General features: G+C 66.7%; 24 protein-coding genes. 8 read left to right on the top strand and 16 right to left on the bottom strand.

Features of this window, described 5'->3' with window-relative positions:
* Positions 1–25 precede the first annotated feature (25 nt).
* The 7 genes from G3N62_RS20505 to G3N62_RS20475 form a co-directional block, all read right to left on the bottom strand.
* Positions 26–1,399 (bottom strand): efflux transporter outer membrane subunit, encoded by a 1,374-nt coding sequence (locus G3N62_RS20505; RefSeq protein WP_049028331.1) that lies wholly within the window; start codon positions 1,397–1,399, stop codon positions 26–28.
* A gap of 13 nt (positions 1,400–1,412) precedes the next feature.
* The gene (locus G3N62_RS20500; protein ID WP_124669664.1) at positions 1,413–3,476 is read right to left on the bottom strand and encodes a MacB family efflux pump subunit; all 2,064 of its coding nucleotides are present in this window, start codon (positions 3,474–3,476) and stop codon (positions 1,413–1,415) included.
* Between the two features lie 2 nt (positions 3,477–3,478).
* A complete protein-coding gene (gene macA, locus G3N62_RS20495) occupies positions 3,479–4,663 on the bottom strand; it encodes a macrolide transporter subunit MacA (protein WP_049028329.1) in 1,185 nt (394 codons plus the stop codon).
* A gap of 262 nt (positions 4,664–4,925) precedes the next feature.
* Complete coding sequence (locus G3N62_RS20490) at positions 4,926–5,654, bottom strand: class I SAM-dependent methyltransferase (protein ID WP_049028328.1); 729 nt, start codon at positions 5,652–5,654, stop codon at positions 4,926–4,928.
* A 55-nt stretch (positions 5,655–5,709) separates the two neighbouring features.
* On the bottom strand, positions 5,710–6,291 hold the full coding sequence (locus tag G3N62_RS20485; RefSeq protein WP_124669665.1) for an HD domain-containing protein: 582 nt from the start codon (positions 6,289–6,291) through the stop codon (positions 5,710–5,712).
* A gap of 81 nt (positions 6,292–6,372) precedes the next feature.
* Positions 6,373–6,930: a helix-turn-helix transcriptional regulator gene (locus G3N62_RS20480; RefSeq protein WP_124669666.1), complete on the bottom strand. Its 558-nt coding sequence runs from the start codon at positions 6,928–6,930 to the stop codon at positions 6,373–6,375.
* 37 nt (positions 6,931–6,967) lie between these two features.
* Positions 6,968–7,606, bottom strand: a complete 639-nt coding sequence (locus tag G3N62_RS20475; RefSeq protein ID WP_034189316.1) for a hypothetical protein — start codon at positions 7,604–7,606, stop codon at positions 6,968–6,970.
* A gap of 340 nt (positions 7,607–7,946) precedes the next feature.
* Between G3N62_RS20475 and G3N62_RS20470 the strand changes: the two genes are divergently transcribed.
* Complete coding sequence (locus tag G3N62_RS20470) at positions 7,947–9,350, top strand: membrane protein (protein WP_034189317.1); 1,404 nt, start codon at positions 7,947–7,949, stop codon at positions 9,348–9,350.
* A 94-nt stretch (positions 9,351–9,444) separates the two neighbouring features.
* Complete coding sequence (locus G3N62_RS20465) at positions 9,445–10,023, top strand: hypothetical protein (protein ID WP_124669667.1); 579 nt, start codon at positions 9,445–9,447, stop codon at positions 10,021–10,023.
* An 83-nt stretch (positions 10,024–10,106) separates the two neighbouring features.
* Here the strand turns inward: G3N62_RS20465 and G3N62_RS20460 are convergent, their stop codons facing one another.
* Positions 10,107–10,496: an OsmC family protein gene (locus G3N62_RS20460; RefSeq protein WP_124669668.1), complete on the bottom strand. Its 390-nt coding sequence runs from the start codon at positions 10,494–10,496 to the stop codon at positions 10,107–10,109.
* Between the two features lie 230 nt (positions 10,497–10,726).
* Between G3N62_RS20460 and G3N62_RS20455 the strand changes: the two genes are divergently transcribed.
* Positions 10,727–11,458: a ribonuclease T2 gene (locus G3N62_RS20455; RefSeq protein ID WP_124669669.1), complete on the top strand. Its 732-nt coding sequence runs from the start codon at positions 10,727–10,729 to the stop codon at positions 11,456–11,458.
* Between the two features lie 159 nt (positions 11,459–11,617).
* Here G3N62_RS20455 and G3N62_RS20450 read toward each other — a convergent pair whose 3' ends face one another.
* The 4 genes from G3N62_RS20450 to G3N62_RS20435 form a co-directional block, all read right to left on the bottom strand.
* A complete protein-coding gene (locus tag G3N62_RS20450; RefSeq protein WP_034189321.1) occupies positions 11,618–12,247 on the bottom strand; it encodes an isochorismatase family cysteine hydrolase in 630 nt (209 codons plus the stop codon).
* A 289-nt stretch (positions 12,248–12,536) separates the two neighbouring features.
* Positions 12,537–13,553, bottom strand: a complete 1,017-nt coding sequence (locus G3N62_RS20445) for a carbon-nitrogen hydrolase family protein (protein WP_034189322.1) — start codon at positions 13,551–13,553, stop codon at positions 12,537–12,539.
* Positions 13,554–13,628: 75 nt separating this feature from the next.
* Positions 13,629–14,420, bottom strand: a complete 792-nt coding sequence (locus G3N62_RS20440; protein ID WP_124669670.1) for an MBL fold metallo-hydrolase — start codon at positions 14,418–14,420, stop codon at positions 13,629–13,631.
* Positions 14,421–14,503: 83 nt separating this feature from the next.
* Complete coding sequence (locus tag G3N62_RS20435) at positions 14,504–15,376, bottom strand: alpha/beta hydrolase (protein WP_124669671.1); 873 nt, start codon at positions 15,374–15,376, stop codon at positions 14,504–14,506.
* Positions 15,377–15,489: 113 nt separating this feature from the next.
* Here G3N62_RS20435 and G3N62_RS20430 point away from each other — a divergent pair, with 113 nt between their 5' ends.
* Positions 15,490–16,407, top strand: a complete 918-nt coding sequence (locus G3N62_RS20430; RefSeq protein WP_034189323.1) for a LysR family transcriptional regulator — start codon at positions 15,490–15,492, stop codon at positions 16,405–16,407.
* Positions 16,408–16,560: 153 nt separating this feature from the next.
* Positions 16,561–16,803 (top strand): hypothetical protein, encoded by a 243-nt coding sequence (locus tag G3N62_RS20425; RefSeq protein WP_233622687.1) that lies wholly within the window; start codon positions 16,561–16,563, stop codon positions 16,801–16,803.
* Between the two features lie 328 nt (positions 16,804–17,131).
* Here G3N62_RS20425 and G3N62_RS20420 read toward each other — a convergent pair whose 3' ends face one another.
* On the bottom strand, positions 17,132–17,578 hold the full coding sequence (locus G3N62_RS20420) for a type II 3-dehydroquinate dehydratase (protein ID WP_049028320.1): 447 nt from the start codon (positions 17,576–17,578) through the stop codon (positions 17,132–17,134).
* 4 nt (positions 17,579–17,582) lie between these two features.
* A complete protein-coding gene (locus G3N62_RS20415; RefSeq protein ID WP_124669678.1) occupies positions 17,583–18,866 on the bottom strand; it encodes an MFS transporter in 1,284 nt (427 codons plus the stop codon).
* 188 nt (positions 18,867–19,054) lie between these two features.
* On the opposite strand from G3N62_RS20415, the gene G3N62_RS20410 reads away from it, so the two are divergent.
* Entirely contained in the window at positions 19,055–19,840 is a 786-nt protein-coding gene (locus G3N62_RS20410; RefSeq protein WP_124669672.1) for an IclR family transcriptional regulator, read from the top strand.
* Between the two features lie 200 nt (positions 19,841–20,040).
* Here G3N62_RS20410 and G3N62_RS20405 read toward each other — a convergent pair whose 3' ends face one another.
* Positions 20,041–20,955: a glutaminase gene (locus G3N62_RS20405; protein ID WP_059556833.1), complete on the bottom strand. Its 915-nt coding sequence runs from the start codon at positions 20,953–20,955 to the stop codon at positions 20,041–20,043.
* Positions 20,956–21,174: 219 nt separating this feature from the next.
* Between G3N62_RS20405 and G3N62_RS20400 the strand changes: the two genes are divergently transcribed.
* Positions 21,175–21,885: a response regulator gene (locus G3N62_RS20400; RefSeq protein WP_034189512.1), complete on the top strand. Its 711-nt coding sequence runs from the start codon at positions 21,175–21,177 to the stop codon at positions 21,883–21,885.
* 64 nt (positions 21,886–21,949) lie between these two features.
* Positions 21,950–23,080 carry an ATP-binding protein gene (locus tag G3N62_RS20395; protein ID WP_034189329.1) on the top strand — a complete coding sequence of 377 codons (1,131 nt, stop codon included), beginning with the start codon at positions 21,950–21,952 and terminating at the stop codon, positions 23,078–23,080.
* 18 nt (positions 23,081–23,098) lie between these two features.
* Here the strand turns inward: G3N62_RS20395 and G3N62_RS20390 are convergent.
* Positions 23,099–25,250, bottom strand: a 2,152-nt coding sequence (locus tag G3N62_RS20390; RefSeq protein WP_206141288.1) for a patatin-like phospholipase family protein, incomplete at its 5' end; no start/stop codon positions are given.

Here is a 25,250-nt window from a genome sequence, read left to right as displayed (position 1 = left end):
CCCGCGCGCGGCGCCGCGCCGCCGCTCAGGACGTCCCGCCGCCGAGCGCGCGGTACAGCGTCATCTGGTTGTTGAGCCGGTTCAGGCGCGTCAGTTCGTCGGCGCCTTGCGCGCTCCTCAGCACCTGCTGCTGGTCGAGCCACGGCTGCACGGCGGTCGCGCCCGCCGCGAAACGCGCGGCGGCCAGCCGTTCCGCGCGCTGCGCCTGTTCGAGCGACAGCGCGCGCTGTTCGGCTTCGCGTTCGAGCTGCACGCGTGCCGACAGCGCATTCTCGACTTCCGCGAGCGCCGTGTAGAGCCGCTGGCGGAATCCGACCACCGCCTCCTGGTACTGCGACTTCGACACCTTGATCTGCAACTGCATCGTGTTCCACTGGATGAACGGCAGCGCGAGGCCGAGCCCGAGCGTGCCGACCGGGTTCGTCAGCACGCGCTCGAGGCTCGTGCTCGTCGTGCCGGCGCTGCCGGTCAGCGTGAAGGTCGGGTAGAAGCTCGTGCGCGTCGCGTCGACCTGCGCAAGCGACTCGCGCAACCGGAATTCCGCGGCGCGCAGGTCGGGGCGGCGGCCCAGCAGGCTCGCGGGCAGGCCGGCCGCGACCTCGGGCGGCGCTGCGTCGGGCAGCGCCGACGGTTCGGCCGCAAGCTGCTGCGGCGGCCGGTCGAACAGGATCGCGAGCGCGTGGCGGTTCTCGGTGCGTTGCTGGATCAGCTGCGTCTGCGCGGCGCGTTGCGCGGCGAGGCTCTGTTCGGCCTGCGCGAGATCGAGCCCCGACACGGCGCCGGCGGCGTGTCGCGACCGGACGAGCGCGAGCGTGCGCACCGCATACGCGATGTTCGCGTCGCCGAGCGCGATCTGCCGGTTCAGATAGCCGAGCTGCCAGTACAGCGACGCGGTCGTGCCGATCAGCGACAGCCGGGCGGCTTCGAGATCGGCGGCCGTCGCATCGGCTTCCCAGCGCGCCGAGTCGCGCAGCGCGGCCAGCCGGCCCCACAGATCGATTTCATAGCTGAGCGAACCGTTGATGCCGCTCGACCGGCTCGTCCGGTGCGTATCGAGCGTGCGCGACACGGTGCCGTTCGCGCCGGCCGTCACGTTGGGCGTCAGGTTCGTATCGGCGAGACCGGCCTGCAGTTGCGCGCGATAGACGCGGATCGCCGCGATCGCGAGGTCGTTGTTGGCGCGCAGCGCGTCGTCGATCAGCGCGTCGAGTTGCGGATCGTTGAAGCTGCGCCACCAGTCGCGCGTGGTGGCCGGCGCGTTCGCCGCGACCGGCGCGGCCCAGTGCGCGGGCATCGCGACGGCCGGCAGCGGATCGTGACGCGCACCCGCGCACCCGGCGAGCAGCGTGGCCGCGCACGCGAATGCGCCGAGGCGGCGAAGCGGTGAGGAATGCGTCATGGCAGGTCTTTCGTCAATCGCGCGCGAGCGCATCGATCGGATCGAGCCGCGACGCGTTGCGTGCGGGCATGAACCCGAATATCACACCGGTGAGCGTCGAGCACACGAACGCCGTCACGATCGCGCCGACGGAGAACACCATCTTCCACTGCACGACGAACATCGAGAACAGCGCGCCGAGCCCGAACGACAGTGCAATGCCGATCGTGCCGCCGAGCAGGCAGACGAGCACGGCCTCGACGAGGAACTGCTGCAGGATGTCGGATTGCCGCGCGCCGACCGCCATCCGGATGCCGATCTCGCGCGTGCGCTCGGTGACCGACACCAGCATGATGTTCATCACGCCGATCCCGCCGACGACGAGCGAGATCACGGCGATCAGCGACAGCAGCAGCGTCAGCGACTGGCCGGTCTTCTCGACGGTCTTGACCACGCTGTCCATGTTGTACGTGAAGAAGTCCTTGCGGCCGTGGCGCTGGATCATCAGCTTCTCGAGGCTTTTCTCGGCGGCGGCGCTCGGCTGCCCGTCGCGCACGCGCACGGTGATGCTGTCGAGATAACGCTGGCCGAACAGGTGCCCGCTCGCGGTCGTGTACGGCACCCACACGTTCAGGCTCTTCACGCTGCCGAACGCGCTCTTCTTGTCGGCCGTCACGCCGATCACGACGCACGGCACGTTGTCGACCAGGATCACGTCGCCGACCGGGTTACGCGTCGCGCCGAACAGCTTGCGGCGCGTGTTCTGGTCGATCACGGCGACCTGCGCCTGGCGGCGCACCGCGTCGTCGTCGAACGCGGCGCCGAGCGCGAAACGCATCCCGCGCGCCTGAAAGTAGCGCTCGCCGACGCCGCTCACGAGCGCGTTGACGTCGACGTTGCGGTAGCGCAGCAGCAGCGTGCGCGACGTTTCGGGCGTCGCGCTGTCGACGTACGGCTGCTCGGCGAGCGCGGCGACGTCGGCCGGCACGAGCGTCTGGATCGTGTCCGCGCGGCTGTCGCCCCAGTCGGTGCCCGGATAGATGTTGATCGTGTTGGTGCCGATGCTGCCGATCTCGTCGAGCATGTAGCGCTTCGCGCCTTCGCCGATCGCGACGATCGACACGACCGACGTGATGCCGATGATGATGCCGAGCATCGTCAGCAGCGTGCGCAGCCGGTGCGACACGAGCGCGATCCAAGCCATCCGGCATGCCTCGGCGAAGCGGCCGGTGCCGGCCGCGAAGCGCGGGGCGCGCGGGGCGGGATCGGTATCGGCGTTGGCGTCGGCGTCGGCGGGCGTGGCCGTATCGTGACGATCGACTGCCGACGAGCCGGCAGCCGTGGCGGTTGCGGCGGTTGCGGCGGCTTCGGCCGTATCGATGCCGGCTTCGGCGAGCGCTTCCGCGTAGTGCCGGTTCGGCCGGTCGGCGACGATCTCGCCGTCGCTGATCTCGATGATGCGCCGCGCATGGCGCGCGACGGTCTTGTCGTGCGTGACGATCACGATCGTGTGGCCGAGCGCGTTCAGCTCGTGCAGGATCCGGAGCACCTCCTGGCCGCTTTTCGTGTCGAGTGCGCCGGTCGGCTCGTCGGCGAGGATCACCTGGCCGCCGTTCATCAGCGCGCGCGCGATGCTCACGCGCTGCTGCTGGCCGCCGGACAACTGCCCGGGGCGATGATGCGCGCGATCGGCGAGCCCGAGGCGCGCGAGCAGTTCGCGTGCGCGGGCGTGCCGCGCCGCGCGTGGGGTGCCTGCATAGATCGCGGGCATTTCGAGGTTCGCGACCGCGTCGGCGTGCGGCAGCAGGTGGTAGCGCTGGAACACGAAGCCGAAGTGCTCGCGGCGCAATTGCGCGAGCTCGTCGCTGTCGAGCATGTGCGTGTCGCGCCCGCCGACCGTGTACGTGCCTTCGCTCGGATGATCGAGGCAGCCGAGGATGTTCATCAGCGTCGACTTGCCGGAGCCCGACGCGCCGACGATCGCGACGATCTCGCCTGCGTCGATCGACAGGTTCACGTTATTCAGGACGACGACGTCCTTGTCGCCGGCCGGAAAGCGTCGTGTCACGGCGGCGAGTTTGAGCAGGGGCTGGCGCATCGTCACACCGCGTCCGACAGCAGCGCGTGGTCGTCCGCCGAGGCCTCGCCGAGCACCACGCGCTCGCCGTCCTTCAGGCCGGCCAGCACTTCGACGCGCACGTTGTTGTTGATGCCGATGCGGATGTTGCGCGTGTCCGTGCTGCCGTCGGCGCGCAGCACGCGCACCGCATAGGTGCCGTCCTTGCGTTTCTCGCCGAGTGCGGCGGCCGGGATGCTCAGCGCGTTGCGCGCGTTGCCGAGCACGATGCTGACCTGCGCGGTCATCGCGATGCGCAGCCGGTGCTCGGGATTCGGCACGTCGAACAGCGCGTTGTAGAACACCGCGGCATTCGGTTTCGCGCCGCCTCCGCCGAGCGGGCTTTGTACGTCGGCGTAGTTCTGCGGCGCCGGTTCGATCGCGCGCAGCTTGCCGTAATGACGCTTGTCCGGTTCTCCGAGGCTCGTGAAATACGCGGTCTGGCCGGCGCTCACGCGGATCACGTCGGCTTCCGACACCTGCGCCTTCACGGTCATCGTGTCGAGATTCGCGAGTTTCAGAATCACCGGCGCCTGCTGCTGCGCGATCACGGTCTGGCCTTCCTGCGTGACGATCGCGACGACCTGGCCGTCGATCGGCGCGACGATGCGCGTGTAGCCGAGGTTGGCCTGCGCGGTCTCGATCTGGATGCGGGCCGAACGGATCTGCGCGGCGAGCGACGCGAGGGTCGCGCGCTGCACGTCGAGCGTCGCCTTCGCGGCTTCGAACGATTCGCGCGACGTCGCGTCGTCGGGCAGCATCGCCTGCTGGCGGCGGAACGCGAGTTCGGCTTGCGTCAGCTGCGCGGCCGCCGATTGCTGCTGCGCGCGCAGGCTTTCTTCGCTGGCGCGCGCCTGGCGCAGCGCGTTTTCCGAGATCACGGGATCGATCTCGGCGAGCCACTGACCCTTCGTGACCTTGTCGCCGAGCTTGACCTTCAGCGTCTTCAACTGCCCCGACACCTGTGCGCCGACGTCGACCTGCCTGAACGCCTGCAGCGCGCCGGTCGCGAGCACCGCGTTCTCGAGATCGCCGCGCGTGACGGGCGCGGACAGGTACTGCGGGTGCTTGTCGGGCGCGCAGGCTTTCAGCGTGACGCCGGTGGCGATCGCGACGACGGCAAGGGTAGCCAGCACGATGCGCCGGCGGCAATGGGTCTTCTGGGCCATGAGAACACTGCGAGGATGAAGCGGTGCCGGCGATGCGTGCGGCCGGGCGGGACGATCCGGCCGGCGTCGCATGCCGCGCATGTCGCCCGCGACGGCATCCGCGTACGCATCGCGCGGGCGTGCCGGGCCGAATCAGGCGCCCATGGTAAGCGAGGAATTCGCGCCGAATCGTGTGGAAATTGTGCTGAATTGTGCGAGCGCCGTGTCGCAAGGGGGCCAGGCCGCGTGATTGTGGCGATGTGTGAACGACCCGACGTTCGCGCTACCGATGTGCAGCGACGATGGCCATCATTGGGCGGTCGCGCTCCTCGTCGAGCGCGGGCATCGCGTCGACCTGCTCGGGCGTCGGCCCCCATTCGCCGAGATGCGCGAGCGTGAAGCCGCAGCCGATCAGCAGGTTCACGAGCGTGCCGAGCGTGCGGTGCTGCTTGACGACGCCCGGCGCGAGCCAGTCGGTCACGCGTTCGCCTTCACGCTGGTAGCCGTCGAGCGGCCAGGTGCGGTTACCCTGCGCGTCGATGACGAAGCCGGGCCGGCGCGGCGCCGTATAGACCGGATGCTCGATCGAAAACACGAGCCGCCCGCCCGGCACGAGCGCGCGGTGGATCGTGCGCAGCAGCGTGTCGAGGTGCGCAATGTAGTGGAACGCGAGCGAGCTGTAGGCGAGATCGAATGCGGCGTCCGGCAGTACGAGCGTTTCGAGGTCGGCGCGGCGGTACGTGATGGCCGGATGCGCGGCGGTCGAGTTCGCTCGTTCGAGCATGCGTTCGGACACGTCGACGCCGAGCACGCCGGCCGCGCCCTGATCGGCCGCCCAGCGGCTGAACCAGCCGTAGCCGCAACCGAGATCGAGCACGTGGCGGCCGCGCAGATCCGGCAACAGCGCGCGTAGCGCGGGCCATTCGGGCGCGCCGTCGAGCCCGTGAATCGAGCGGTTCAGGCGGCTGTAACCTTCGAAGAAGGCCGGGTCGTCGTAGATGTTCTGCGTCATGCGGCGCGCCTCGTGCGAGCGGGGCACGCGGTGCGGTGCGCCCGAACCCGCGAGCTTACGCGTGCTGCCTGCCCGCGTCGATCCTGCGCTGCGTGTCGGCATCGACGATCTCGCGGATCGCGCTGAACAGCGGCGCGGCGTCGGTGTAGCGCCGGCCGTAGCCGAGATTGAACGCGTAGTCGAAATCGGGCGGATTGCTGCCCTGGTTGTGCTGCAGGATCGTTTCGAGCTTGTCGAGCGCCTTCGCCGCGCGCGCTTCCGGCGATGCGGCCGCTTCGTATTCGTCCCACAGCGCGACGATCGCGTCGCGCTGTGCATTGTCGAGCGACCCGGCCAGTGTCAGCAGGTCATCGCGTTCGTGCGCACTCTTGTCGGGATGCGCGGCCTGCTCGATCGCGGGGATGTCACCGTGCAGCGCCTCGCCGAGATCGTGGACGATGCACAGCTTCAGCAGCTTCAGCATGTCGATGCCGGGCAGCGCATCGGCGAACACGAGCGCCATCAGGCACAGCCGCCAGCTGTGCTCGGCCGTGCTTTCGGGGCGGCCGTTCGACGTATGGCCGCTACGCAGCACGTCCTTCAGGCGTTCGGCTTCGCGCAGGAAATCGAGCCGTGCGCGGATCGTATCGGGGTTCATGGTCGGCGTCCTTGCGATGAGGCGTCCAGCGTACGCCGCCCGATCGCGGTTCGTCCACGCATGAAATATGCGCGGCGCGCGCTAAAGCGTCTCGACGAGTCGCGCGGCCGAGCCGTCCGACAGCGTCATGCGCGTCCACCGGCACTGGCTGCCGCGGATCGGCACGACGCGCGATGCGTTTGCGCCCGTGTCGAACTCGACGCTCGGCGGCCCCGCGCGATCGTGCCAGCCGAGCGGATCGAGCGCGGCCTCCATGCGGACGATTTCCGGCGTCGCATAGCGCCACAGCGACGTGCCGAGCAGCATCGAAAGCGGCTGCGAGAACTCGGCCGCGCGCGCCGGTGAACAGGCGAGCAGCCGATGCGTGAGGTCGCACACGAGATGCAGGCGGCCCGCGCTGCCCGCAATCAGCCGCGCGAGCGCGTGGTCGCCGGCGGAATCGAGACGCGCGGCGAGCAGCCGTTCGGCCGTCGCGCGCTCGTCGGGCGACATCTGCTGGCGGCCGGCTTCCCAGCGCGAGATCGTCGATTGCGCGACGCCGAACAGTTCGGCCGCATGGCTTTGCTTGACGCGGTGCAGCGCGCGCCAGCGCTTGAGTTGCGGGCCGAGCGGCGGCGTGTGAAGCGGTGAGGCGGTCATGACGATGCTCCCGTGGCGGCGCGTACCGCGCACGCCGTTACATGATCCGGATGCCGCCGTTTGCCTGGATCGCGATGGCCGCGAACGGCACGAGCACGATGCCGCCCAGCACGAGCACGCCGTCGGCGGCCACCGTGATCGGCGTGGCGAGGATCCGCAGGCCCATGCCGACGACGGACGGCGATTCCCGGATGTACACCCGGTACTGCTCGTTGAACGCTTGCGCGGCGCCCTTGTCCTGCTCGGCGAAACCTTCCGTCGAATAGCGCTTGCCGCCGATATCGCCTTCGAGCACGAGACCGGCCGGCGCGGCGGTGAAGCCGTCGGCACGGGCAGCCTGCCGATCGTCGTCCGACGCGTCCTTCGGCAACACGATCCGGTAGTGGCCGGTGATGCCGCCGCCGCTCGCGTGAAAGTCGGCAAACGTCGTATGCAGCGACTTCCGGTAGCCGGACAGCAGCACCGGCCGCAATTGGGCCGGCAGATCGAAGATGTAATGGTAGCGCGTGCCGAGGACGACCAGCTTCTTGCCGTCCTGGGTGATCATGAAACTGGTGACGTACTCGCTGTATGCGTCGTCCTTGTACAGCTTCGGCGTGAAACAGCCTGACAGCGCCAGGCTGCTCGCGGCCATGGCGGCGGCCAGCAGGCGCCGGCGCGTGATCGATGTGCTCATTTGTTGTTGTCCCGTCTGTGCGGTTCGGTTCAGTGGCTTGCGCCCTCGGAAGCGCGATTCTCGCGTATCGGCGGCAGGTTGTCGAAGGGAAATCTGTCATGGCAGCGGGCGCCCGGATCGCTTCGTGCCCCGCCGAAAACGTTTTCGCCATGCTTTCAACCGGCTCCGCCATATCTTATTATTCGGCGAGAGCGGCGCATGCCGGCCGCCGTCGGTGATGTCGACGGCACGACGCGCCGGCAACGATGACCGACTTTCGGCCGCCGCGTCGCACGGCGCGTGGTCGACATGACAGGGCACGCGAGGCCGCGCGTATCCCGAAAAATGACACGAGGGCGCGATGGTACGACTGGTATTGCTGCTGCTGGGCATCGAATATCTGCGAACCCGCTGGCGCGGGCTGACCGTGCTCGGCTGGGTGTGGGTCGCGGCAGGCGTCGGGATCTTCGTCGACGCGCTCGACGGCGCGCTGCATTTCCCGATCGAGCTGTTCGCGTGGCTGTTCCTGATCGAGGGGCTCGCGACGCTCGCCATGGCCGGCAGCGGCGTCGGCGGGCAGCGCATCCTGCGCTACGTGAAGGGTATCGTGGTGGTCGTGGCCGCGGGGCTCGTGTTCGCCGGCCATCACCACGGCCACTTCCTGCTGTCGATGATCTTCGGCACGCTGTTCCTCGTCGACGGGCTGCTGCAGTGCACGTCCGCGTGGATGGTGCGCTACCGGCGCTGGAATGTCGCCTTCGCGTGGGGCATCGTCGAGATCCTGCTGGCGGTCTTCTTCTTCCAGCCGTACCCGACGCATTACGTCGGCACCGTGCCGTACTGCCTCGGCCTGCTGCTGATGTTCGGCGGAATGCACATGCTGAGCCTCGCCGCGCGCGTGCGGCGCCTGACGCGCAATCCCGCGTTCGCGACGTCGCCCGCGCCGGCGCTCGTACCCGATCTCGACGATGCGCGCGAGCAGCCGCGGTTCGCGCAAGCCGAATGGGACGGCCCGCCGGCCGACGGCGAGCACGCGCTCACCGTGCACGTGTGGACGCCGACCGGCACGTCGAAGGCCGAAGCGCAGCGTTATCCCGTGATCGACCGCTACATCGCGGCGGTGGACGTCAACGGCGTGATCTCGACCGGGCACGCGGCGCTGGAGTCGCCCGAAGGCATCTACATCAGCCTGTACCCGGGCGTCGAAATCGATCGTTCTCCGGACGAATTCACGCGCATCCTGCGCGCGACGCGCGAGAACGACGTGCCGGGCCTGTTCCAGCCCGACTATGCGACGGAGTCGAAAGCGTGGTGCCCGTCGACCGTGCGCGTACGCATCCGCAACTACGATCCGGCGAAGCTCGAAGCCTTCTGGTCGTCGTATCGGCAGAACGTCACGTACAACCTCACGCACCGCAACTGCTCGAGCACGGTATCGAATGCGCTCGAAGCCGCGCTCGACGGCGCGGTGTGGCGACTGAAGGGGACGCGGGCCGGGTGGGGCGCGTTCGTGCGGCTGCTGCTGACGCCGGAGCTGTGGGTGGCCGCGCAGATCCGCAAGCGTGCGGTGACGATGGCGTGGACGCCCGGCCTCACGCTTGACTATGCGCGCGCGCTCAGCATGCTCGCCGATCCGCGGCCGTTCGCGTGGTGGAAGGTCGCGCGCTCGGCGGTGAATGCGATCATGGCGTCGCGCCGCGCGTGGCGCGAGCAGGACAGCGCGGCGCTGTCGCCTGGCCGATCGGAGGCGGCGTCGATGAAGTGAAACGCGTGGCGCCGGACGAGGGCCCGGCGTCACTTGGGTCGCCACCGCGCGACCCGGCGAGTGTGCCCGCCATCACGACCCACAGACGACAACAATGAACGCGACGAGAGCTTTACGCATCCTGATTCCCGCTGCGCTCGTGCTGGCCGGCGCCGGTTTCGCGCAGGCGAGTTCGGACGAAGTGCCGCGCATGAGCAACGACGTGTACCGGACGTCGGTGTCGTTCTGCTCGAACGTCGCGGCCGCCGAGAAGATCGCGTGCCAGGGCGACATGATCGCCGCGGGCAGCCGGATCGTCGCGGCGATCGGCGGCCTGCCGCCGGCGTCCGCCACGGCGATCGACGAAGGCGCCCGCAACAAGCTGCCGCCGGAGGAACGCAAGGGTCTCGCGCCCGTCGAACCCGGCGCGATCGACAAGGACGACGACGTGGCCGGGCTCGCCGGCATGGTGCGTCTTTGCGACGTGTACGAATCCGAGCCGGCGTCCCGCGCGCGGCATCACGCGGCGCTGCGGCAGAAGGCGCCCGATGCCGCGCCGCGTGTCGAGGCGTTGCTGGCCGACGCGTCGACGGCCGCGCGCCAGCGCGTCAGTATCGGTGTGTGGCAGATTCTCGCGCTCGAGGGCCCCGAAGCGTCCGCCCGCGCGTGCACGCAGCTCGGCACCGGGTCGTGAGCGCCCGGATGCCACAGGTGCGAGCCGTGCCGCCGTCGATGTGCCGGCATCGATAGTGCCGCGTTCGGCGCATGCCGGGACGGTCAACCGCTCGCGATCGTGGCCGGCCTGACCCGTATCGGCTTGCCGAGCGTCCGGGCGACCGGAGAAGTCCGCACCGCGTCGCGCACGAGCGTCTGCTGTGCGGGCGACAGCGGCGCCGCGAAGCGCAGTGCGATATCGAAACCCGTTTCGTGGTCGAGGCGGTCAACGGTCACGTCCGCCGTGCAGGCGGGCAGTGTCACGCCCGCGCGTTGCGCGGCCAGGTCGATCGACATGCAGACGCACGCCGCGAGCGCGCTTTCGAGCAGCTCGTGCGGCCGCATGCCTGCGTCGTCGCCTTGGCCTTCCTTGTGCGTGTCCGCACGCACGACGCTGCGCCCGTTGCCGATCTCGACGCAATAGGGCTTGCCGAACCGTGTGGTGGTTACCATCGCGATGCTCCATAGCAGGGTGAGGGTGGCGACAGGGTACGCGGGTGCCGCCCGTGGCGGAAGGCAACGGGTGGTACCGGTACCGTTTGTAACAGGGTGGGCGGCGACCCGCGAGTTCTTTCGTCCACCTTCACATTCGTGCCACGTTGCGACAGCAACAATCGTGGGCAGACATTCGACAACCTTGCGGCGCATCCCGCGACCGCATGCCTTTTCCGAGGAAACACGCCATGCTCAAGACGCTCGCCCGCGCCGCTGCCGCCCTCGCCGTCGCTTCCGTTTCACTGCACGCCGCCGCGCAGACCAGCTACGACTACCTGTTGCTCGCCGCCTCGTGGGAGCCCGGCTTCTGCGCGTCGCACGATACGCCGGAATGCACGAACCTCGCCGGCTCGTATGCGGCGACGAGCCTGTCGCTGCATGGGCTCTGGCCGAACCGCTATGACGGCAACCAGCCGTTCTACTGCGGCGTGTCGCAGAACGACATCGACCTCGACAACGCGCACCAGTGGTGCAGCATGGACGCCTATCCGATCGGCAGCGCGACCCGCAACACGCTGTCGACGTACATGCCGGGCGTCGCGTCGTGTCTCGACAAGCACGAATGGTTCAAGCACGGCACCTGCTCGAACTCGGCGACGCCCGACGCGTACTGGAACCAGGCGTCGGGGATGATCAGCCGGCTCGGCAACACGTCGTTCAACGCCTTCCTGCAGGCGAACGCGGGCAAGACGGTGACGCGTAACCAGCTGCTGTCGGCGTTCGAGGGCGCGTTCGGCAGCAACACGCGCAGCGCGGTGTCGCTGAAGTGCACGAAGACGAACGGCGTGAGCTACTTCACCGAAGCCTGGATCGCGGTCAAGACGAATGCGGCCGCGCAGTTCCCGAGCGCGGCGTCGCTCGTGACCGACGGCAACACGCAGGGCACGTGCCCGACGTCGGGCGTGTTTATCGCCAGGTAACGGGGCACGGCGCGACGCGGGCGGGATCGCGCACGTCGCCGCCGGTCACGGCGCAGCGCACGCGCAATTTCCGGTCGGCATCGACCTCATTCTGGCGGGGATCGGAACGGCCCGGTGAGCCGGCCTGCGGCGGGCGGTTCCCGGTGAGGCGCCGGTTTGTTACGCGAGCAGGTGCAACGCGTCGGCGAGCGACAGCACCGTCGTGCGCGATTCGAACGCGGTGGCGAACAGATGCTCGTGAACCACCGGGTCCGGGTCGTAGCAGCAGTCCTTGACGGTATAGAGGCGGAAATCCGCGTCGCTCGCATGGGCGATCGACGACAGCATCACGCCGGTCGACGCGATGCCGACCAGGATCAGCGAGTCGATTCCTCGCGCGGCCAGCCGAGCCTGCAGATCCGTGCCGAAGAACACGCTGGCGCGGTGCGCGACGATCAGCGGTTCGTCGGCCTGCCGGCCCAATTCCGGGCAGACGTCGTCGTTGATGAACAGGCCAAGCTGCTTGATGCCCTGACCGTTCTTGTTGCGCGGGCTGACTTCCGGATAGCCGGGGCGGAAGCGGAGATTCGCGAACCAGACGCCGACGCCGGCAGCCCGCGCCGCGTCGCACAATCGGCGCGTGTTGGCGAGCAGTTCGGACGCGACCGACGGAAAGAGGCCGAGGATGTCGGTCTGGTAATGCATGACGAGCAGTGCGGTGCGGGACGGGACGATCGCGGGAATCGATGCGGAGGCGTCGGCGTTCGTGCAGGCTGTCGTGACGATTGCTGGTGCGTTGTCCGGATGCATGCTTGATGTTCTCCAGTAACCGCTGGGGGTGTCAGAAAATCGATCGTGTCGTGCGAGTCGCCAACCCGTACAACGCCAACGTGCCGGGACTCCGGCAAGATAACCCGGCATGCCGTCCCGGCGCCCATCGTGCGGGCGGGCAGCCGTGGTGCCTGCGATGACCGGGTTCGCCCAAGAAGAGACGTAGCGCCGCGAGCCTCAGGTTCCTGTTCCATGGATCACCAGGCGAATTTCCGCCCATGCGAGCAGGGGGCGTCGACACTCGCGCGATGATATCGTGTTCGACGCCTCAGTTTTCCTGGCCCGCCACCGTTCCAGTCTCGGAGCTGTCGACCGGTAGCGTGATCGCTTCAACCCGTCTCATACGGGTTCGATTGATCATCAGGCGAGTAACGTCCGGGCGGGAATAATGCCCGGCGGGATCGGCGGCGCTCTTCGAAATGACGATGGCCGCAAGATCGATATCCGCGTACAGAATGCCCTCGCTGTCTTCCGGCAGCTTGGAGACAAGCGCGTTCCCGTCGGGCCCGTAAATGATCGCATGACCGCCGCCCACGTGGTTGAGTCCGTGCTTCTCCGGTGTGTCGCACAGGTCGTCGATCATCGCTTGTGTTACGACAGCGCAGGGTGCGAGTACGAAGCACGATCCCTCGACCGCATAGATTTTGCTCGCAGCATTGTTGACTTCCCACCCGAGTGCGTGAGCAAACGGCTCATAGTTGGAAAAGCTCGGCCATGCCGCAACGTGCACTTGCTCGTTTTGCGCGTACATCGCGTACTTCGACAGCGGCTGCAAATGCTCCCAGCAGCACAACGCGCCCACACGTCCAAGGCCTTCAATCTGATACACGGTCAGATCCGATCCATCGCCTTCGCCGAACACGGCACGCTCCACATGAGTGGGGCGCAGCTTGCGGCGAACGGCGATGGTCTCGCCGTCGGCGCCAATGAGCCATTGCCCCATGTAGAGGCTGCCGCCGCTTCGCTCGGAAACGCCGATGACCGCCGTGATGCCGGCCTGCCTGACTGCGGCGCTGAGCCGTAGGGCCTCCGGGCTGTCGTAGCTTAGCGAATTGTCGAAGTATCGCTGAACGAAGCCACGGCTTACCTGCCAAGCATGCGCCCCCATCCAGATATGCCACGGATAGCCAGGCAGCCAGGTCTCCGGGAAGGCGACGAGCTTTGCGCCGTTCGCTGCCGCCTCTCGGATAAGGGCAATGGTCTTGTCGATGCCGGCTTCGAGGTTGAGCCAGATCGGGGCTGCCTGAACAACGGCGACCTTGTATTGCGGATGAGTGAGGGGCATGGTGAATCGCTTGAAGGTTTCGTGGTCCGGGCAACTTCCGATGTTTGCGAAGGGGTGCTCGAGAAGTCGAGAGTCCTAGTCGGCGATTTGCGTGAGCTTGCGCCGGGAACAGCCGCACCCGATCGCCTTCATGCCGTATCTGCGTCCGGGTCCAAGGACTTGCAGTGAGTGAGCATGTCGGCGCACTTCCTTGGCGGTCAGCGGACCGCCGTGCCCCATGTAGAAGCGTTGCATTCCCGCGTCGACCATGCCGATCAGTTCCGCGCTGACAGCTTTCGGGTCGTCCTCGAAGGGAGGGCGCATGGCGTGGGTCTTGCGGATGATTCCCCCGAGCAAGACGCCCGATGCGAGCAAATCGCCGACCAATGCGTCGCCACTGCTCAGTTCAACCGAGACAGAGCCCGCCGTGTGGCCAGGGGTATGCCTGGCCAGACCGTCAATTCCATGGCCGCTCAGATCGAAACTTGCGCTGTCCTGCAGCAGGATGTCGGGCGTGAAGGGCAGGTAGGGCTCACGAGGCACGCCGGAGCTCAAGAAGAGGGGGCCCCACCAATGGGCGACGTAGTATGTCATTTCCTCGCGCCGCTCGTAGTAGTCCAGATCTCCCGCATGGGCAAGGATCGGTGCACCCGTGAGTTCACGCAGTCGGGCAGCTGATCCGGCATGATCCGTATGAGCATGCGTGACGACAATCAAGGTGACATCGCGAAAACCGCGACCATGTTTTTTCAAGGCACGCTCGATCTTCCCTTGCGACCCCGGCGTGCCGGTGTCGACGAGGACGCAGCCCGTTTCACCGATGATCAGGTGGCAATGGACCATGCCAAACGGCAGGATCGGGACCGTAACGATTGACGGGGTAGTCAAGATGTTTTTCCTTCGGAGCAGTTGACGGCGCCGCGTCGCGCTGACGAATTCCACGTGCCGCGGGCCATCCGGTAGCGTCACGTTCAGAGTCGAGTCCGGCCATCGAAATCGTCCGCGTTCACCGCAGCGTCAAAAGCAGCTGCGACCTGGTCGGGTGCGCCGCACGCGGTGGACTTGTCTTCGAGCGCCGCGACGAAATGTGCAATGACCCGCGCCACCTCGGCCGGCGCTTCAAGCGGCGACAGGTGTCCGGTTCCAGGCAGGATGTACATCGCGGCCTGTGGAATTCGTGGCAGCAGTTCGGCCTGCAGCGTGGCGACGCGATCCACCTGGTCCAGCTCTCCGGCAATGACCAGTGTCGGGGCGTCGATCGACGCCACTGCGGCGGTGATGTCTTCGCCCATGGCCACGTTCGGCCATGCCGCCTTCGCTTGCGGCGCGGCCTTCAGACTGTCCTCTATGACTTGCTCGCGGCAGTCGGCGTCCAGCGGCTTCGCGGTCAGCACCTGGTCGATGACGAATTCGACCGATTCGCGCGACAGATAGGCGGCAGCCAAGGTTGCGCGTTGCTCGTCGGAGACAAGCATCGGCGACGGCGGCGACGGTGCAACGAGCACGAGGCCTTCGAGCCCTCGCGGCCGCCGTGATGCGATGAGTTGCGCAACCTTGCCGCCCATCGAGTGACCGACGAGAACATAGCGCGGCAATCCCAGCGATTCGATGACGCCCTCGGCATCGGCAGCAAGATCGGCGATACGGTAGCCGTCTGCGGGTGCTTCGGATTCGCCCCAGCCTCGATGATCGGTGGCAATGATGCGATACCGGTCGGACAACTGGTTTGCCACCCGGTCCCAGGTTCGCGACGAGCCGCCGTAGTAATGCAGGAACACGAGCGCCAAATCTCCGCTGCCGCACTGTTTGATGTGAATCCGCGTGCCGTTCGTGTCGATTTCCATTGGGATGCCCCTTCTTCATGAGTTGTGTCGAGGTTAGATCCCTGTCTTGTATTTGATAATTGCTGCATCAGTAGCGGCAGTCGATAATGGTGTTATCGAATTGAGGAGGCGCAATGGATCGACTGACGAGTCTCGGGGTGTTCGTCGCCGCAGTGGAGGAAGGCAGCTTTGCTGCTGCGGCGCGGCGGTTCGGGCTATCGGCGGCGATGGCCGGCAAGCACGTGAGCGCAATCGAGTCCGAACTGAATGCGCGGTTGCTCCAACGAACCACGCGCCGCCTGAGTTTGACCGATACTGGCCAGGCCTACTATGAGCGATGCAAGCAGATCCTCGAAGCATTCGACGATGCGAACCGGGAAGCGAGCGATTCGCAAGGTACGGCGCGCGGCGTTTTGCGCGTCGCGGCGCCCGTCACGTTCGGCGCGATGCATTTGGGCGACGTTCTTGCCCGTTATGTAGAGGACCATCCGCAAGTGAACGTGGACGTGCTTCTCGGAGACCGTTATGTCGACCTCATCGATGCGGGCGTTGACGTGGCGATCCGGATCGGGCGGCTGCGGGAGCCGGAACTCGTCACACGCCGGCTTGCGCCGTGTCGAATGGTCGTGTGCGCGTCACCCGCGTACCTCGAGCGGCATGGGATGCCACGCAAGCCTGGCGACTTGCTGCGGGCACCACGCCTCGCTTTCAGCGAGGCCGTGTCGGCCGGTGACTGGACCTTGTTCGATGCGAGAAACCGCGCGTATGTCATCGACGGACCTTGCCGGATCGCCGCCAACAACACGCAAATGCTTCTCGCCGCCGCACTCGCCGGCGCCGGCATCGCGTACGGTCCAACCTTCGTATTCGGCGAGCACCTGCGTCGGGGCGAACTTGTGCCGTTGCTGCCGGCCTACCGTGCCACTGAGTTGGCGATCCAGGCCGTTTATCCGAGCGCGCGACGCATACCGCTTAAAGTGCGCCGCTTTGTCGATTACCTCACGGAAGCGTTTGGTGATGACCCCCCTTGGGATCGAATGGCGAAGCTCTGAAAGAGCGGCGGATGGTCATGCGTTACCGGCGTGACTGTGTGCTCCCGGGAAGCCGTCCCTGTAGTTTCGTCTGCGCCGGGCTGTTCAGGGTCGGCTACGGCCGACAGCCCCGAAGTAAAGTATGCGTCTCCGCTACGCCGGGACGACCGCGACATGCTTGCGATCTATCACGCGACGTTCGGTATGCGGCGCTTGTCGGTCGCGTTCACGCACATTTTTGAGCGTGCGGAACTGTTGGACGCCGATCGGGCCACGATCGAGGAGATGCTCGCGCTGTATCGTGCCCGGCTCGACGCCGGCTTCTCTACGATCGAGCGCCATGGCGTTTTGTCCGACGTCGCGCGGGATTTGAGCCACGAGGGGCAGGATTACGCGAAATCGCTGGCAGCTTGCTGACTGTTGCTTCGTCGGCCAATTCCGGGACTCGGAATTCCGGTGATTCTGATGCCGTTTAAGGGAATCGGCCGGGAAAGGCGTTTGTGCTCTGCGAGCGTAAACGCCTAATTCGGTGTATTGATCGATCGCTTCAAAAGAACCAGCAGCCTGCGGATTCGCCGGGGCTCTTCGCTATTGCAACGGATTGGACGACTGGGCAAGCCGTCAGACCCGGTTCGGCCGCTCGTCCGAGCCATGAAGCCCTCTCCCGAACGGCTGTTCCAACCTGAAACCCAGCAGATGTTCAGCGCGCAGATCTTGCCGAAAGCGCTCCGAGCGGGCATCAGGGTCAACTTTGATTGCTCCAAAGATCGTCCACCGCACGGATCGACAGCAAGTAGCCGTTCGCGCCAGCCCCGCAGATGACGGCGGTAGCGGCCACCGAGATTGTCGAATGACGGTATTCCTCGGAGCGCCGGTGAATGTTCGTGATATGCACTTCCACCACCGGCCGGCGAACCAGCTTGACGGCATCGAGCACCGGAATGCGCCCGAACGAGAAACCGGCCGGGTTGATGATGAGCGCGGCGTCCTGCAGGAAGGCTTCCTGAATCCAGTCGATCAACTGGCTCTCGCTGTTGGTCTGGCGGAACACGCAATCGAACTTGAGATCCGCGGCCAGCGCGAGGCAGTTCCGTTCGATGTCCTTGAGCGTCGTATGGCCGTAGAGGTGCGGCTCGCGCGCGCCGAGCATGTTCAGGTTGGAGCCGTTGAGGATGTAGAGTTTGCGAGTCATGGCGTCAGTGGGTAGCGCTACGTTCGAGGGCCGTGTCTTTGGTTTCCCGCGACGTCGCGATCATGAGGAAGGAAAGCAGGTTCAGCGAGCCGCAGACCGCGACGATGGCCCAAGGCGAACCATGAAAGGCGTTGAGCAACGCCACGGCGACGATCGGCATCGGCCCGCCGGTGAGCAGGTTGGCGCCCGAGTAGGACAGCGCGGAGCCGGTATAGCGCGCTTCCGTCGGGAAGGATTCGGCGAACCACACCGGCTGGATGCCGCTCTGGAACTGCGTGAAGCCGAGGAAGGCGCCCATCACGGCCATCGTCGTCGCGACCGAGTGCTGATTGAGGATCGGGAAGTAGATCAGGCAGCAGACCAGCGTGCAGAACGAGCCGATCAGCAGCGCGCCTTTACGTCCGATCCTGTCGCTCAGGTAGCCGCCCGCCAGCGCGCCCGCGATGGCGCAGACGTTCGCCACCATCAGCAGCATGAAGCCAGTCTGCTTGGGCACGCCGAGGTTCTTCGTGAGATAGCTGAGCGAGAAGACCACGATCAGGTAGAAGAGCGCCGCCGGACCGCAGAAGAACAGCGTCAGACGCAGCGCGGTGCGCCAGTGAAACCTGAAGACGATGCCGAGCGGATTGGCGGCGCGTGCGTCTTCGCCCTTTTTCCTGAGCGCCTCGAATGCCGGCGTCTCGCTGACCTTCATGCGGATATAGATGCCCAGCAGCACGAGCACGAAGCTCGCGAGGAACGGAATTCTCCATCCGTACGATTCGAAGTCCTGGGCCGAAAGCAGGCCGGACAGCGCGAAGAGGGCGAAGTTGGCGAGGATCTGGCTGAGCGGCGAGCAGATGCCGAGCAGGCCCGAGTACAGCCCGCGCTTTTTCGCGGATGCGTGTTCGACCGCCATCAGTTGCGCGCCCGTCGATTCGCCGCCGAGCGCGAACCCCTGAATGATGCGCAGCGAAACCAGCAAGGTTGGCGCAAGAATGCCGACTTGCTGATACGTGGGCAGCAGGCCCATCAGGAACGACGACGCGCCCATCACCGAAACCGTGACCAGCATCAGGTTGCGCCGCCCCCAGCGGTCGCCGAGCATGCCGCAGATCACCGCGCCGAGCGGACGGGCGGCGAGTCCCGCCCAGAAGCTCGCCAGCGATGCGAGCAGCGACGCGGTCGGATCGAGCGACGGGAAGAACAGCTTCGGAAAGATCGTGGCCGCAACCACACCGTACAACGCGAAGTCGAACCATTCCAGCGCCGTGCCGACGGTGGCGCCCGCCACCGCGCGACGGGCCATCAAGTGAGCCTGTGGGGACCCTTCGCCTGCGGCGATGTTCGGGTCAGCGATATCTGACATGGTGTCTCCTGGATTATCGGTATGGTGTAACCGCGTTTCTCGCGACCAACAGGTGCTATTGTTTGCGCTGCGGAAGCGGTGCGTTCCGCACCGGAACTGCATTTCATATCGCGGAATGTCGACGAACGATGTCGCTCAAGAACGGCCTGAGAGTGCTCGATTTCCTCGCGTCGCAAGGCGAGGGCGCGGGGCTTGTCGAGATCGCGGATGCGCTGGGAATGCCGCGCAGTTCGTGCCATCGCGTTCTCGCGGAACTGGTCGACAGTGGTTACGTGCGGCAATTGGCCGATCACAGCCGCTACATCCTGACCATGCGCATGACGTCGAACGGCCTGGAGTTCCTGAGCCTGACCGGCATCGCGGATATTGCCCAGCCGATCATCGAACGCGTCGCCGCGCGCACCGGCGAACTGGCGCGCCTGTCGCTGGTGGACGGTGAGACGATCATCTGGGTGGGAAAAGCGGATGGCCAGCGCACCGGTTTTCGTTACGATCCCGACATGGGGCAGGCGGCACGGCTCTCATGTACATCGACCGGACACGCATGGCTCATGACGATGTCCGACGAACAGGCGGCTGCGCTCGTCCTGAAGCAGGGCTTTGGCGAGCCGAACGAGTTCGGCCCCAACGCGCCGACCACGCTCAAGGCGCTGCTCGGTTTCCTGCACGCCGCGCGCGTGCGCGGCTACGCGATGATCGATGAGGTCTTTGCGCCGGGAATGGCGGCGGTCGCGACACCCGTGGTCAGCGGCTCGCGTTGCGTCGGCGTCATCAGCCTGGCCGGTCCGCGCAAGCGGCTGACGGCGGAAAAGATTCACGTGTATTCGGAATTGCTGCGCGAGGCCGCCAATGAACTCGCCCAGTTGAGCAACATGGCCGGCTTTCCAGGCCGGCCCCCTCTGGGCAAGGGGTGATCCGGAGCGTGCCCGGCGCTCTGCGCCGGCCCACACCATGCGCTTCGAACCGGCTTCTCCGATACATCGGCGTGGATGGCCGAGGCGCGCTGTTCGCAAGCACCGAATGCCCGACTTCGCGACCGGCCGAAGCGGGGCCATCGCGGCCGATACTCATCTGCCGCCGTTGCGCCGGGTGACGCACGCCTGACTCCGCCCCCTCAAAAAATCGACCTTCCCGTATAAGTCGTCAGCCACTCCAGCGCCAGCGTCCCCGCCAGCGAGTTCCCGTTCGCATCCAGCCCCGGCGCCCACACGCACACGGCCATTTCACCCGGCAGCACCGCGACGATCCCCCCGCCGACACCACTCTTCGCCGGCAACCCGACCCGATACACGAAATCGCCGGCCGCGTCGTAAGTGCCGCAGGTCAGCATCAACGCCGACAGCCGTTTCGCGGAACTCGGATCGACGATCCGCTCGCCCGTCACCGGCGCGACGCCGCCGTTCGCAAGGAACAGCGCGGCGCTGGCAAGCTCGACGCAGTTCATCGTGATCGCGCACTGGCGGCAATACGCGTCGATCACCGTATCGGGCGGCATCTGCATGTTGCCGAAGCTCGCCATGAAATGCGCCATCGCGCGGTTGCGCTCCGCGTGCTGCAACTCCGACAGCGCGACGCGCGAATCGTAGTTGATGTCGTTCGCGCCGATCGTCCGCCGCACGAATTCGACCAGCGCCGTTTCGGCCTTGACGAAGCGGCGGCACAGCACGTCGGTGACGACCAGCGCCCCCGCGTTGATGAACGGATTGCGCGGCTTGCCGCGCTCGCTTTCGAGCTGCACCAGCGAATTGAACGCGTTGCCAGACGGCTCGCGGCCGACCCGTTCCCACAGTTCGTCGCCGAGCAACTGGAACGCGAGCGTGCACGCGAACAGCTTCGAAATACTCTGGATCGAGAAACGCTCGTGCGCGTCGCCGACCGTGTAAACGTTTCCGTCGAGTGTCACGACGGCCATCCCGAACTTGTCGGCAGGCACTTTCGCGAGTTCGGGAATGTAGTCGGCAACCCGTCCCTGGCCAATCCAGGGGGCGAGTTCGGTATGGATGCGTTCGAGGATCGGCTGGTAATTCATCAAGTCAGGCGGGTAGAGGCATGTCCCGGATTCCGGCGAGCCCGTATGGAACCGTCCCGGCGCCGATTCGTCAAGCGCAACCGACATCGCGCCCTTATTTTCAAGACCGCCAAACGGGCGAGCGGCGGTCGCAGTATCATGCGGTACGTTTCGGCCGATGGCCGGCGTCCGGCACCGGCCGGCGCCGCCGCGGCTTCCCTGATGATCCGACCGCTGCCCATGTCTTTTCGTATCCTGCTCGTCGAAGACGACACCCGCCTGTCCACGCTGATCGCCGGCTACCTGCGCAAGAACGACTACGAGGTCGACACTGTGCTGCATGGCGACGCCGCGGTGCCGGCGATCCTGTCCATTCGTCCCGATCTCGTCATCCTCGACGTGAACCTGCCGGGCAAGGACGGCTTCGAAATCTGCCGCGAGGCGCGCAAGCAATACGACGGCGTGATCATCATGGTGACGGCGCGCGACGAGCCGTTCGACGAACTGCTCGGCCTCGAATTCGGCGCGGACGACTACGTGCACAAGCCCGTCGAGCCGCGCATCCTGCTCGCGCGGATCAAGGCCCAGTTGCGCCGCGCACCCGTGCGCGCGGCCGAAGGCACCGCGCCGCAGCCGGAGCGTTACGCGTTCGGCAAGTTCTCGATCGACCGTACCGACCGCACTGTCGTCCTGCCCGACGGCAGCACGCCCGACCTGACGTCGGCCGAGTTCGACCTGCTGTGGGCGCTGGTGTGCCATGCGGGCGAAGTCGTCAGCCGCGACGACCTGATGCTGCAGCTGCGCGGCGTCGAATTCGACGGCCTCGACCGCACGATCGACGGGCGCATCTCGAAGCTGCGCCGCAAGCTGCGCGACGACGCGAGCAACCCGCAGCGGATCAAGACGATCCGCAGCAAGGGTTATCAATTCAGCAAGCACGCGTGGGAATGACGCCGCCAGCGCGCGACGCCGTCACGTTCCGCGCGGGCATTGCGCCCGCAGGCCGGGAGCCGCGATGATCCGACGAACCCGTTCGCACCCCGATGCACCGCCGCTGCCGACGCTGCGCTACGTCAAATGGCGCTGGCTGCATTTCCGCCGCGCGTGGACCGACACGCGCGCCGACCGCATTCCAAGCTGGTCGCGCCTCTACGTGCGCACCTATCTGCATCTGCTCGGCCTCGTCCTGCTGACCGCGCTCGTGCCGGCGCTCGCGCTGTGCGTCGAATTGTCGCCGCAGGTCGTGTGGCATGCGTTCGACGCGCTGCCCGGCGACATCTATATCGTGCTCGCGTTCGTGTTCGCGGCGCCCGCCCTGGCGGCGTACCGGTGGATGCGGCCGGTGTGGTCGGATCTCGTGATGGTGCGCGAACGCGCGATCGACTTCACGGGTGGGCGGTTCAACACGCGCGCGCGCGAATCGCACAGCGTGATCATCGGCCCGCTCGCCCGCACGCTGAATGCGCTCGCGATGCGCATGGAGCGCCTGATCGCCGCGCAGCGCGATCTGACGAACGGCATTTCGCACGAGCTGCGCACGCCGCTCGCGCGCGTGCGTTTCGCGCTCGAAATGCTGCGCGAACCGGCTTCGGCGGCGGAATACCAGGGCGCGCTCGAGAGCATCGCGCAGGACGTGACCGAGCTCGAGGAATTGATCGACATGAGCCTGACGTTCGCGCGGCTCGAATACAGTTCGCTGCAGTCGAACCTCGAGATGACCGCGCCGGTCGCGTGGTTCGAACACCAGATCCACGACGCGCAACTGCTGTATCCGGAGCGCGCGATCGAGGCGCGCATCGCGATCGCGTCGGATCTGCGCGTGAAGATGGACCGGCGGCTGATGTCGTACGCGATGCGCAACCTGCTGCGCAACGCGAGCAAGTACGCGAAATCGCATATCGTTGTCGGCCTCTCGCTCGTGCACGGCAACATCGGGATCTTCGTCGAGGACGACGGCCCCGGCGTGCCGGAGAGCGAGCGCGAACGGATCTTCGACGCGTTCGTGCGCCTCGATCGCCGCACGGGCGGCTACGGGCTCGGCCTGTCGATCACGCGGCAGGTGCTCCACGCGCACAACGGCCGGATCGCGGTCGTCGATCCGGTCGAGCTCGGCGGCGCGCGCTTCGAGATCAGCTGGCCGGTCTAGCGATACGCCGCCGCGCGCTCAGTATGTGCGGCCGAGCTGCAGGTAGAAGTTGCGGCGGCCGCCGGGGGCGAGCGCCACGCCGATATAGACGGGCCCGAACGCGGTCGACAGGCTCGTGAAGAACGTATAGCTCTGCTTGAGCGCACCGCCGCCGATCTGCTGGCCGCTCGACCAGACGTTGCCGACTTCCGCGCTGGCGCCGACCGACAGCGCCTTGATCGGCGACGCGTTGAACGTCATCAACTGGTTCATGTAGGTGATCTGACCGTACGCGAGCTCGTTGCCGTTCAGCTGGTCGGCCGCATACGCGGACAGGTGCTGGAAGCCGCCGAGCGTGAAGTTGAACGCGTTGATCAGGTTGGTGCCGCCGATGCTCTTGCCGCCCTCGATCGTCGCGCTGACGCTGTGCCGCCCGAACTGCTGCGCGATCATCGCCTTGCCGTAGATCTCGGTGTACGGCGCGTTGTTGATCCCGTCGTCGAATGCCGATGCCGAGCGGCCGTTGCGCGACACCAGCGAGCGTTCGACGCGCAGTTCGCCGAAGTAGCCCTTGCGGGGGAACATCGGATCGTCGAGCTGATCGATGACGAACCGCGCGCGCGCGGTCAGCGCCTGGGACGTGAAGCTCGGCCACAGCAGGTTCTGGCCGCTACCGTCGTCGAACGGCAGGTTGTAGGTCGGCGAGCCGTGCCCGGTCACGTAACCGATGCCGATCCGGAAATCGCCGAGCCGCGCGATCGGCAGGCCGAAATCGATCCCGGCGCGCGCCGTCTGCATCAGGTACTGCGTGATCTTCACGTCGCCGGTGTCGTCGTACAGGTTCGCGTAGCGGCGCTGATACTCCGCGTACGGCGACAGGTAGACGCCGTACGCCATCGACAGCGGCTGGCGGAATTCGACGCGCGCCGACTGCAGGTCGCTGCCGATCGTCGTATCGGCGCGGAATTCCAGCCCCGATTCGGTGAGCCACGGCCGCCGGTAGCCGACGTGCAGGCGGAAGCCGCCCTCGTCGGTCGAACTGCTCGACATGCCGAGCCCGAACAGCAGGAAATTCGGCCCCCAGTACTTCTCGCGCGCGTTGATCTCGAGCACGTTGTCGTCGCCGTGGCTCACGATCTGCTGCGTGACGCTCTCGAAATTGCCGCCCGTCGTGAGGCCGAGCAGGTCCTGGCTGACGGTCTGCGGATCGTAGGTGTCGCCGGGCTTCACGTGCAGCGCGTTGCTGACGACCCGCTTCGGCACGCCGCCGCTGGTCTGGATGTCGATGCGCGTGATCCGGATCGGCGGCGGCAGCGGCTGTGCGTGCGCGGACCGGTAGACGGCGTACTGCTCCGGCGTGAGCGCGAAACGCCGCAGTTTCGGCAGCGCGGCGGTCGCGGCGGCCGCGCCGGCGGCGATCGCCTGCTTCGCGTTCTGGAAATCGGTAAACGCGAGCCCGCCGAGATCGGGCGTGAGCAGCACGTCGTGCGTGTCGAGCTGCTTGCGCTGCGCGGTCACGTTCTGGCGGATCAGGATGCCCACCATCTGCTGCATCACGTCGGCGGGCGACGCAAGCGCGTCGAGCGGGCGCAGTTGCGAGCCGATGTCGACGGCGATCACGACGTTCGCACCCATCTGCCGCGCCGTGTCGACGGGCAGGTTGCTGACGAGCCCGCCGTCCACGAGCGCGCGCCCGTTGATCTCGGCCGGTGCGAACAGACCCGGCATCGCCATGCTCGCGCGGATCGCGAGCGGCAGCGAGCCGTGGTCGAGCACGACCATCTGGCCCGTCTGCAGGTCGGTGGCGACCGCGCGGTACGGGATCGGCAGGCGGTCGAACGGCTGGTTGGTCGGCACGGCGGCCGTCCAGTTCGCGAGCAGCGCCTGCAGCCGGTTGCCCTGCACGAGGCCGACCGGCGCCTTCACGCCTTTCTTGCCGAAGCCGAGCGTTAGCCCGTTGATGTACAGCCGTTCGTCTTCCCGGCTGGTTTGCGGCAGGTCCGCGCGGTCCGTCACGTCGAACGCGATGTCCGCGAGGTTGACCTCCGACAGCCGCTTCTGCATCTCGCCGGCCGCCATCCCGCTCGCATACAGGCCGCCGACCACGGCGCCCATGCTGGTGCCCGCGATGCAGTCGATCGGAATCCGGTTGTCTTCCAGCACCTTGAGCACGCCGAGGTGCGCGTAGCCG

Source organism: Burkholderia sp. Tr-20355 (genome assembly GCF_017104685.1).
Classification (GTDB): domain Bacteria; phylum Pseudomonadota; class Gammaproteobacteria; order Burkholderiales; family Burkholderiaceae; genus Burkholderia; species Burkholderia seminalis.
The sequence above is the reverse complement of the archived record's forward strand: the minus strand, read 5'-3'. Positions and strand labels throughout refer to the sequence as shown.

What these genes read in the sequence shown, in the direction of transcription:
- G3N62_RS20505 (WP_049028331.1), bottom strand. Translation starts at nt 1,399, where the DNA reads ATGACGCATTCCTCACCGCTTCGCCGCCTCGGCGCATTCGCGTGCGCG.
- G3N62_RS20500 (WP_124669664.1), bottom strand. Translation starts at nt 3,476, where the DNA reads ATGCGCCAGCCCCTGCTCAAACTCGCCGCCGTGACACGACGCTTTCCG.
- macA (WP_049028329.1), bottom strand. Translation starts at nt 4,663, where the DNA reads ATGGCCCAGAAGACCCATTGCCGCCGGCGCATCGTGCTGGCTACCCTT.
- G3N62_RS20490 (WP_049028328.1), bottom strand. Translation starts at nt 5,654, where the DNA reads ATGACGCAGAACATCTACGACGACCCGGCCTTCTTCGAAGGTTACAGC.
- G3N62_RS20485 (WP_124669665.1), bottom strand. Translation starts at nt 6,291, where the DNA reads ATGAACCCCGATACGATCCGCGCACGGCTCGATTTCCTGCGCGAAGCC.
- G3N62_RS20480 (WP_124669666.1), bottom strand. Translation starts at nt 6,930, where the DNA reads ATGACCGCCTCACCGCTTCACACGCCGCCGCTCGGCCCGCAACTCAAG.
- G3N62_RS20475 (WP_034189316.1), bottom strand. Translation starts at nt 7,606, where the DNA reads ATGAGCACATCGATCACGCGCCGGCGCCTGCTGGCCGCCGCCATGGCC.
- G3N62_RS20470 (WP_034189317.1), top strand. Translation starts at nt 7,947, where the DNA reads ATGGTACGACTGGTATTGCTGCTGCTGGGCATCGAATATCTGCGAACC.
- G3N62_RS20465 (WP_124669667.1), top strand. Translation starts at nt 9,445, where the DNA reads ATGAACGCGACGAGAGCTTTACGCATCCTGATTCCCGCTGCGCTCGTG.
- G3N62_RS20460 (WP_124669668.1), bottom strand. Translation starts at nt 10,496, where the DNA reads ATGGTAACCACCACACGGTTCGGCAAGCCCTATTGCGTCGAGATCGGC.
- G3N62_RS20455 (WP_124669669.1), top strand. Translation starts at nt 10,727, where the DNA reads ATGCTCAAGACGCTCGCCCGCGCCGCTGCCGCCCTCGCCGTCGCTTCC.
- G3N62_RS20450 (WP_034189321.1), bottom strand. Translation starts at nt 12,247, where the DNA reads ATGCATCCGGACAACGCACCAGCAATCGTCACGACAGCCTGCACGAAC.
- G3N62_RS20445 (WP_034189322.1), bottom strand. Translation starts at nt 13,553, where the DNA reads ATGCCCCTCACTCATCCGCAATACAAGGTCGCCGTTGTTCAGGCAGCC.
- G3N62_RS20435 (WP_124669671.1), bottom strand. Translation starts at nt 15,376, where the DNA reads ATGGAAATCGACACGAACGGCACGCGGATTCACATCAAACAGTGCGGC.
- G3N62_RS20430 (WP_034189323.1), top strand. Translation starts at nt 15,490, where the DNA reads ATGGATCGACTGACGAGTCTCGGGGTGTTCGTCGCCGCAGTGGAGGAA.
- G3N62_RS20425 (WP_233622687.1), top strand. Translation starts at nt 16,561, where the DNA reads ATGCTTGCGATCTATCACGCGACGTTCGGTATGCGGCGCTTGTCGGTC.
- G3N62_RS20420 (WP_049028320.1), bottom strand. Translation starts at nt 17,578, where the DNA reads ATGACTCGCAAACTCTACATCCTCAACGGCTCCAACCTGAACATGCTC.
- G3N62_RS20415 (WP_124669678.1), bottom strand. Translation starts at nt 18,866, where the DNA reads ATGGCCCGTCGCGCGGTGGCGGGCGCCACCGTCGGCACGGCGCTGGAA.
- G3N62_RS20410 (WP_124669672.1), top strand. Translation starts at nt 19,055, where the DNA reads ATGTCGCTCAAGAACGGCCTGAGAGTGCTCGATTTCCTCGCGTCGCAA.
- G3N62_RS20405 (WP_059556833.1), bottom strand. Translation starts at nt 20,955, where the DNA reads ATGAATTACCAGCCGATCCTCGAACGCATCCATACCGAACTCGCCCCC.
- G3N62_RS20400 (WP_034189512.1), top strand. Translation starts at nt 21,175, where the DNA reads ATGTCTTTTCGTATCCTGCTCGTCGAAGACGACACCCGCCTGTCCACG.
- G3N62_RS20395 (WP_034189329.1), top strand. Translation starts at nt 21,950, where the DNA reads ATGATCCGACGAACCCGTTCGCACCCCGATGCACCGCCGCTGCCGACG.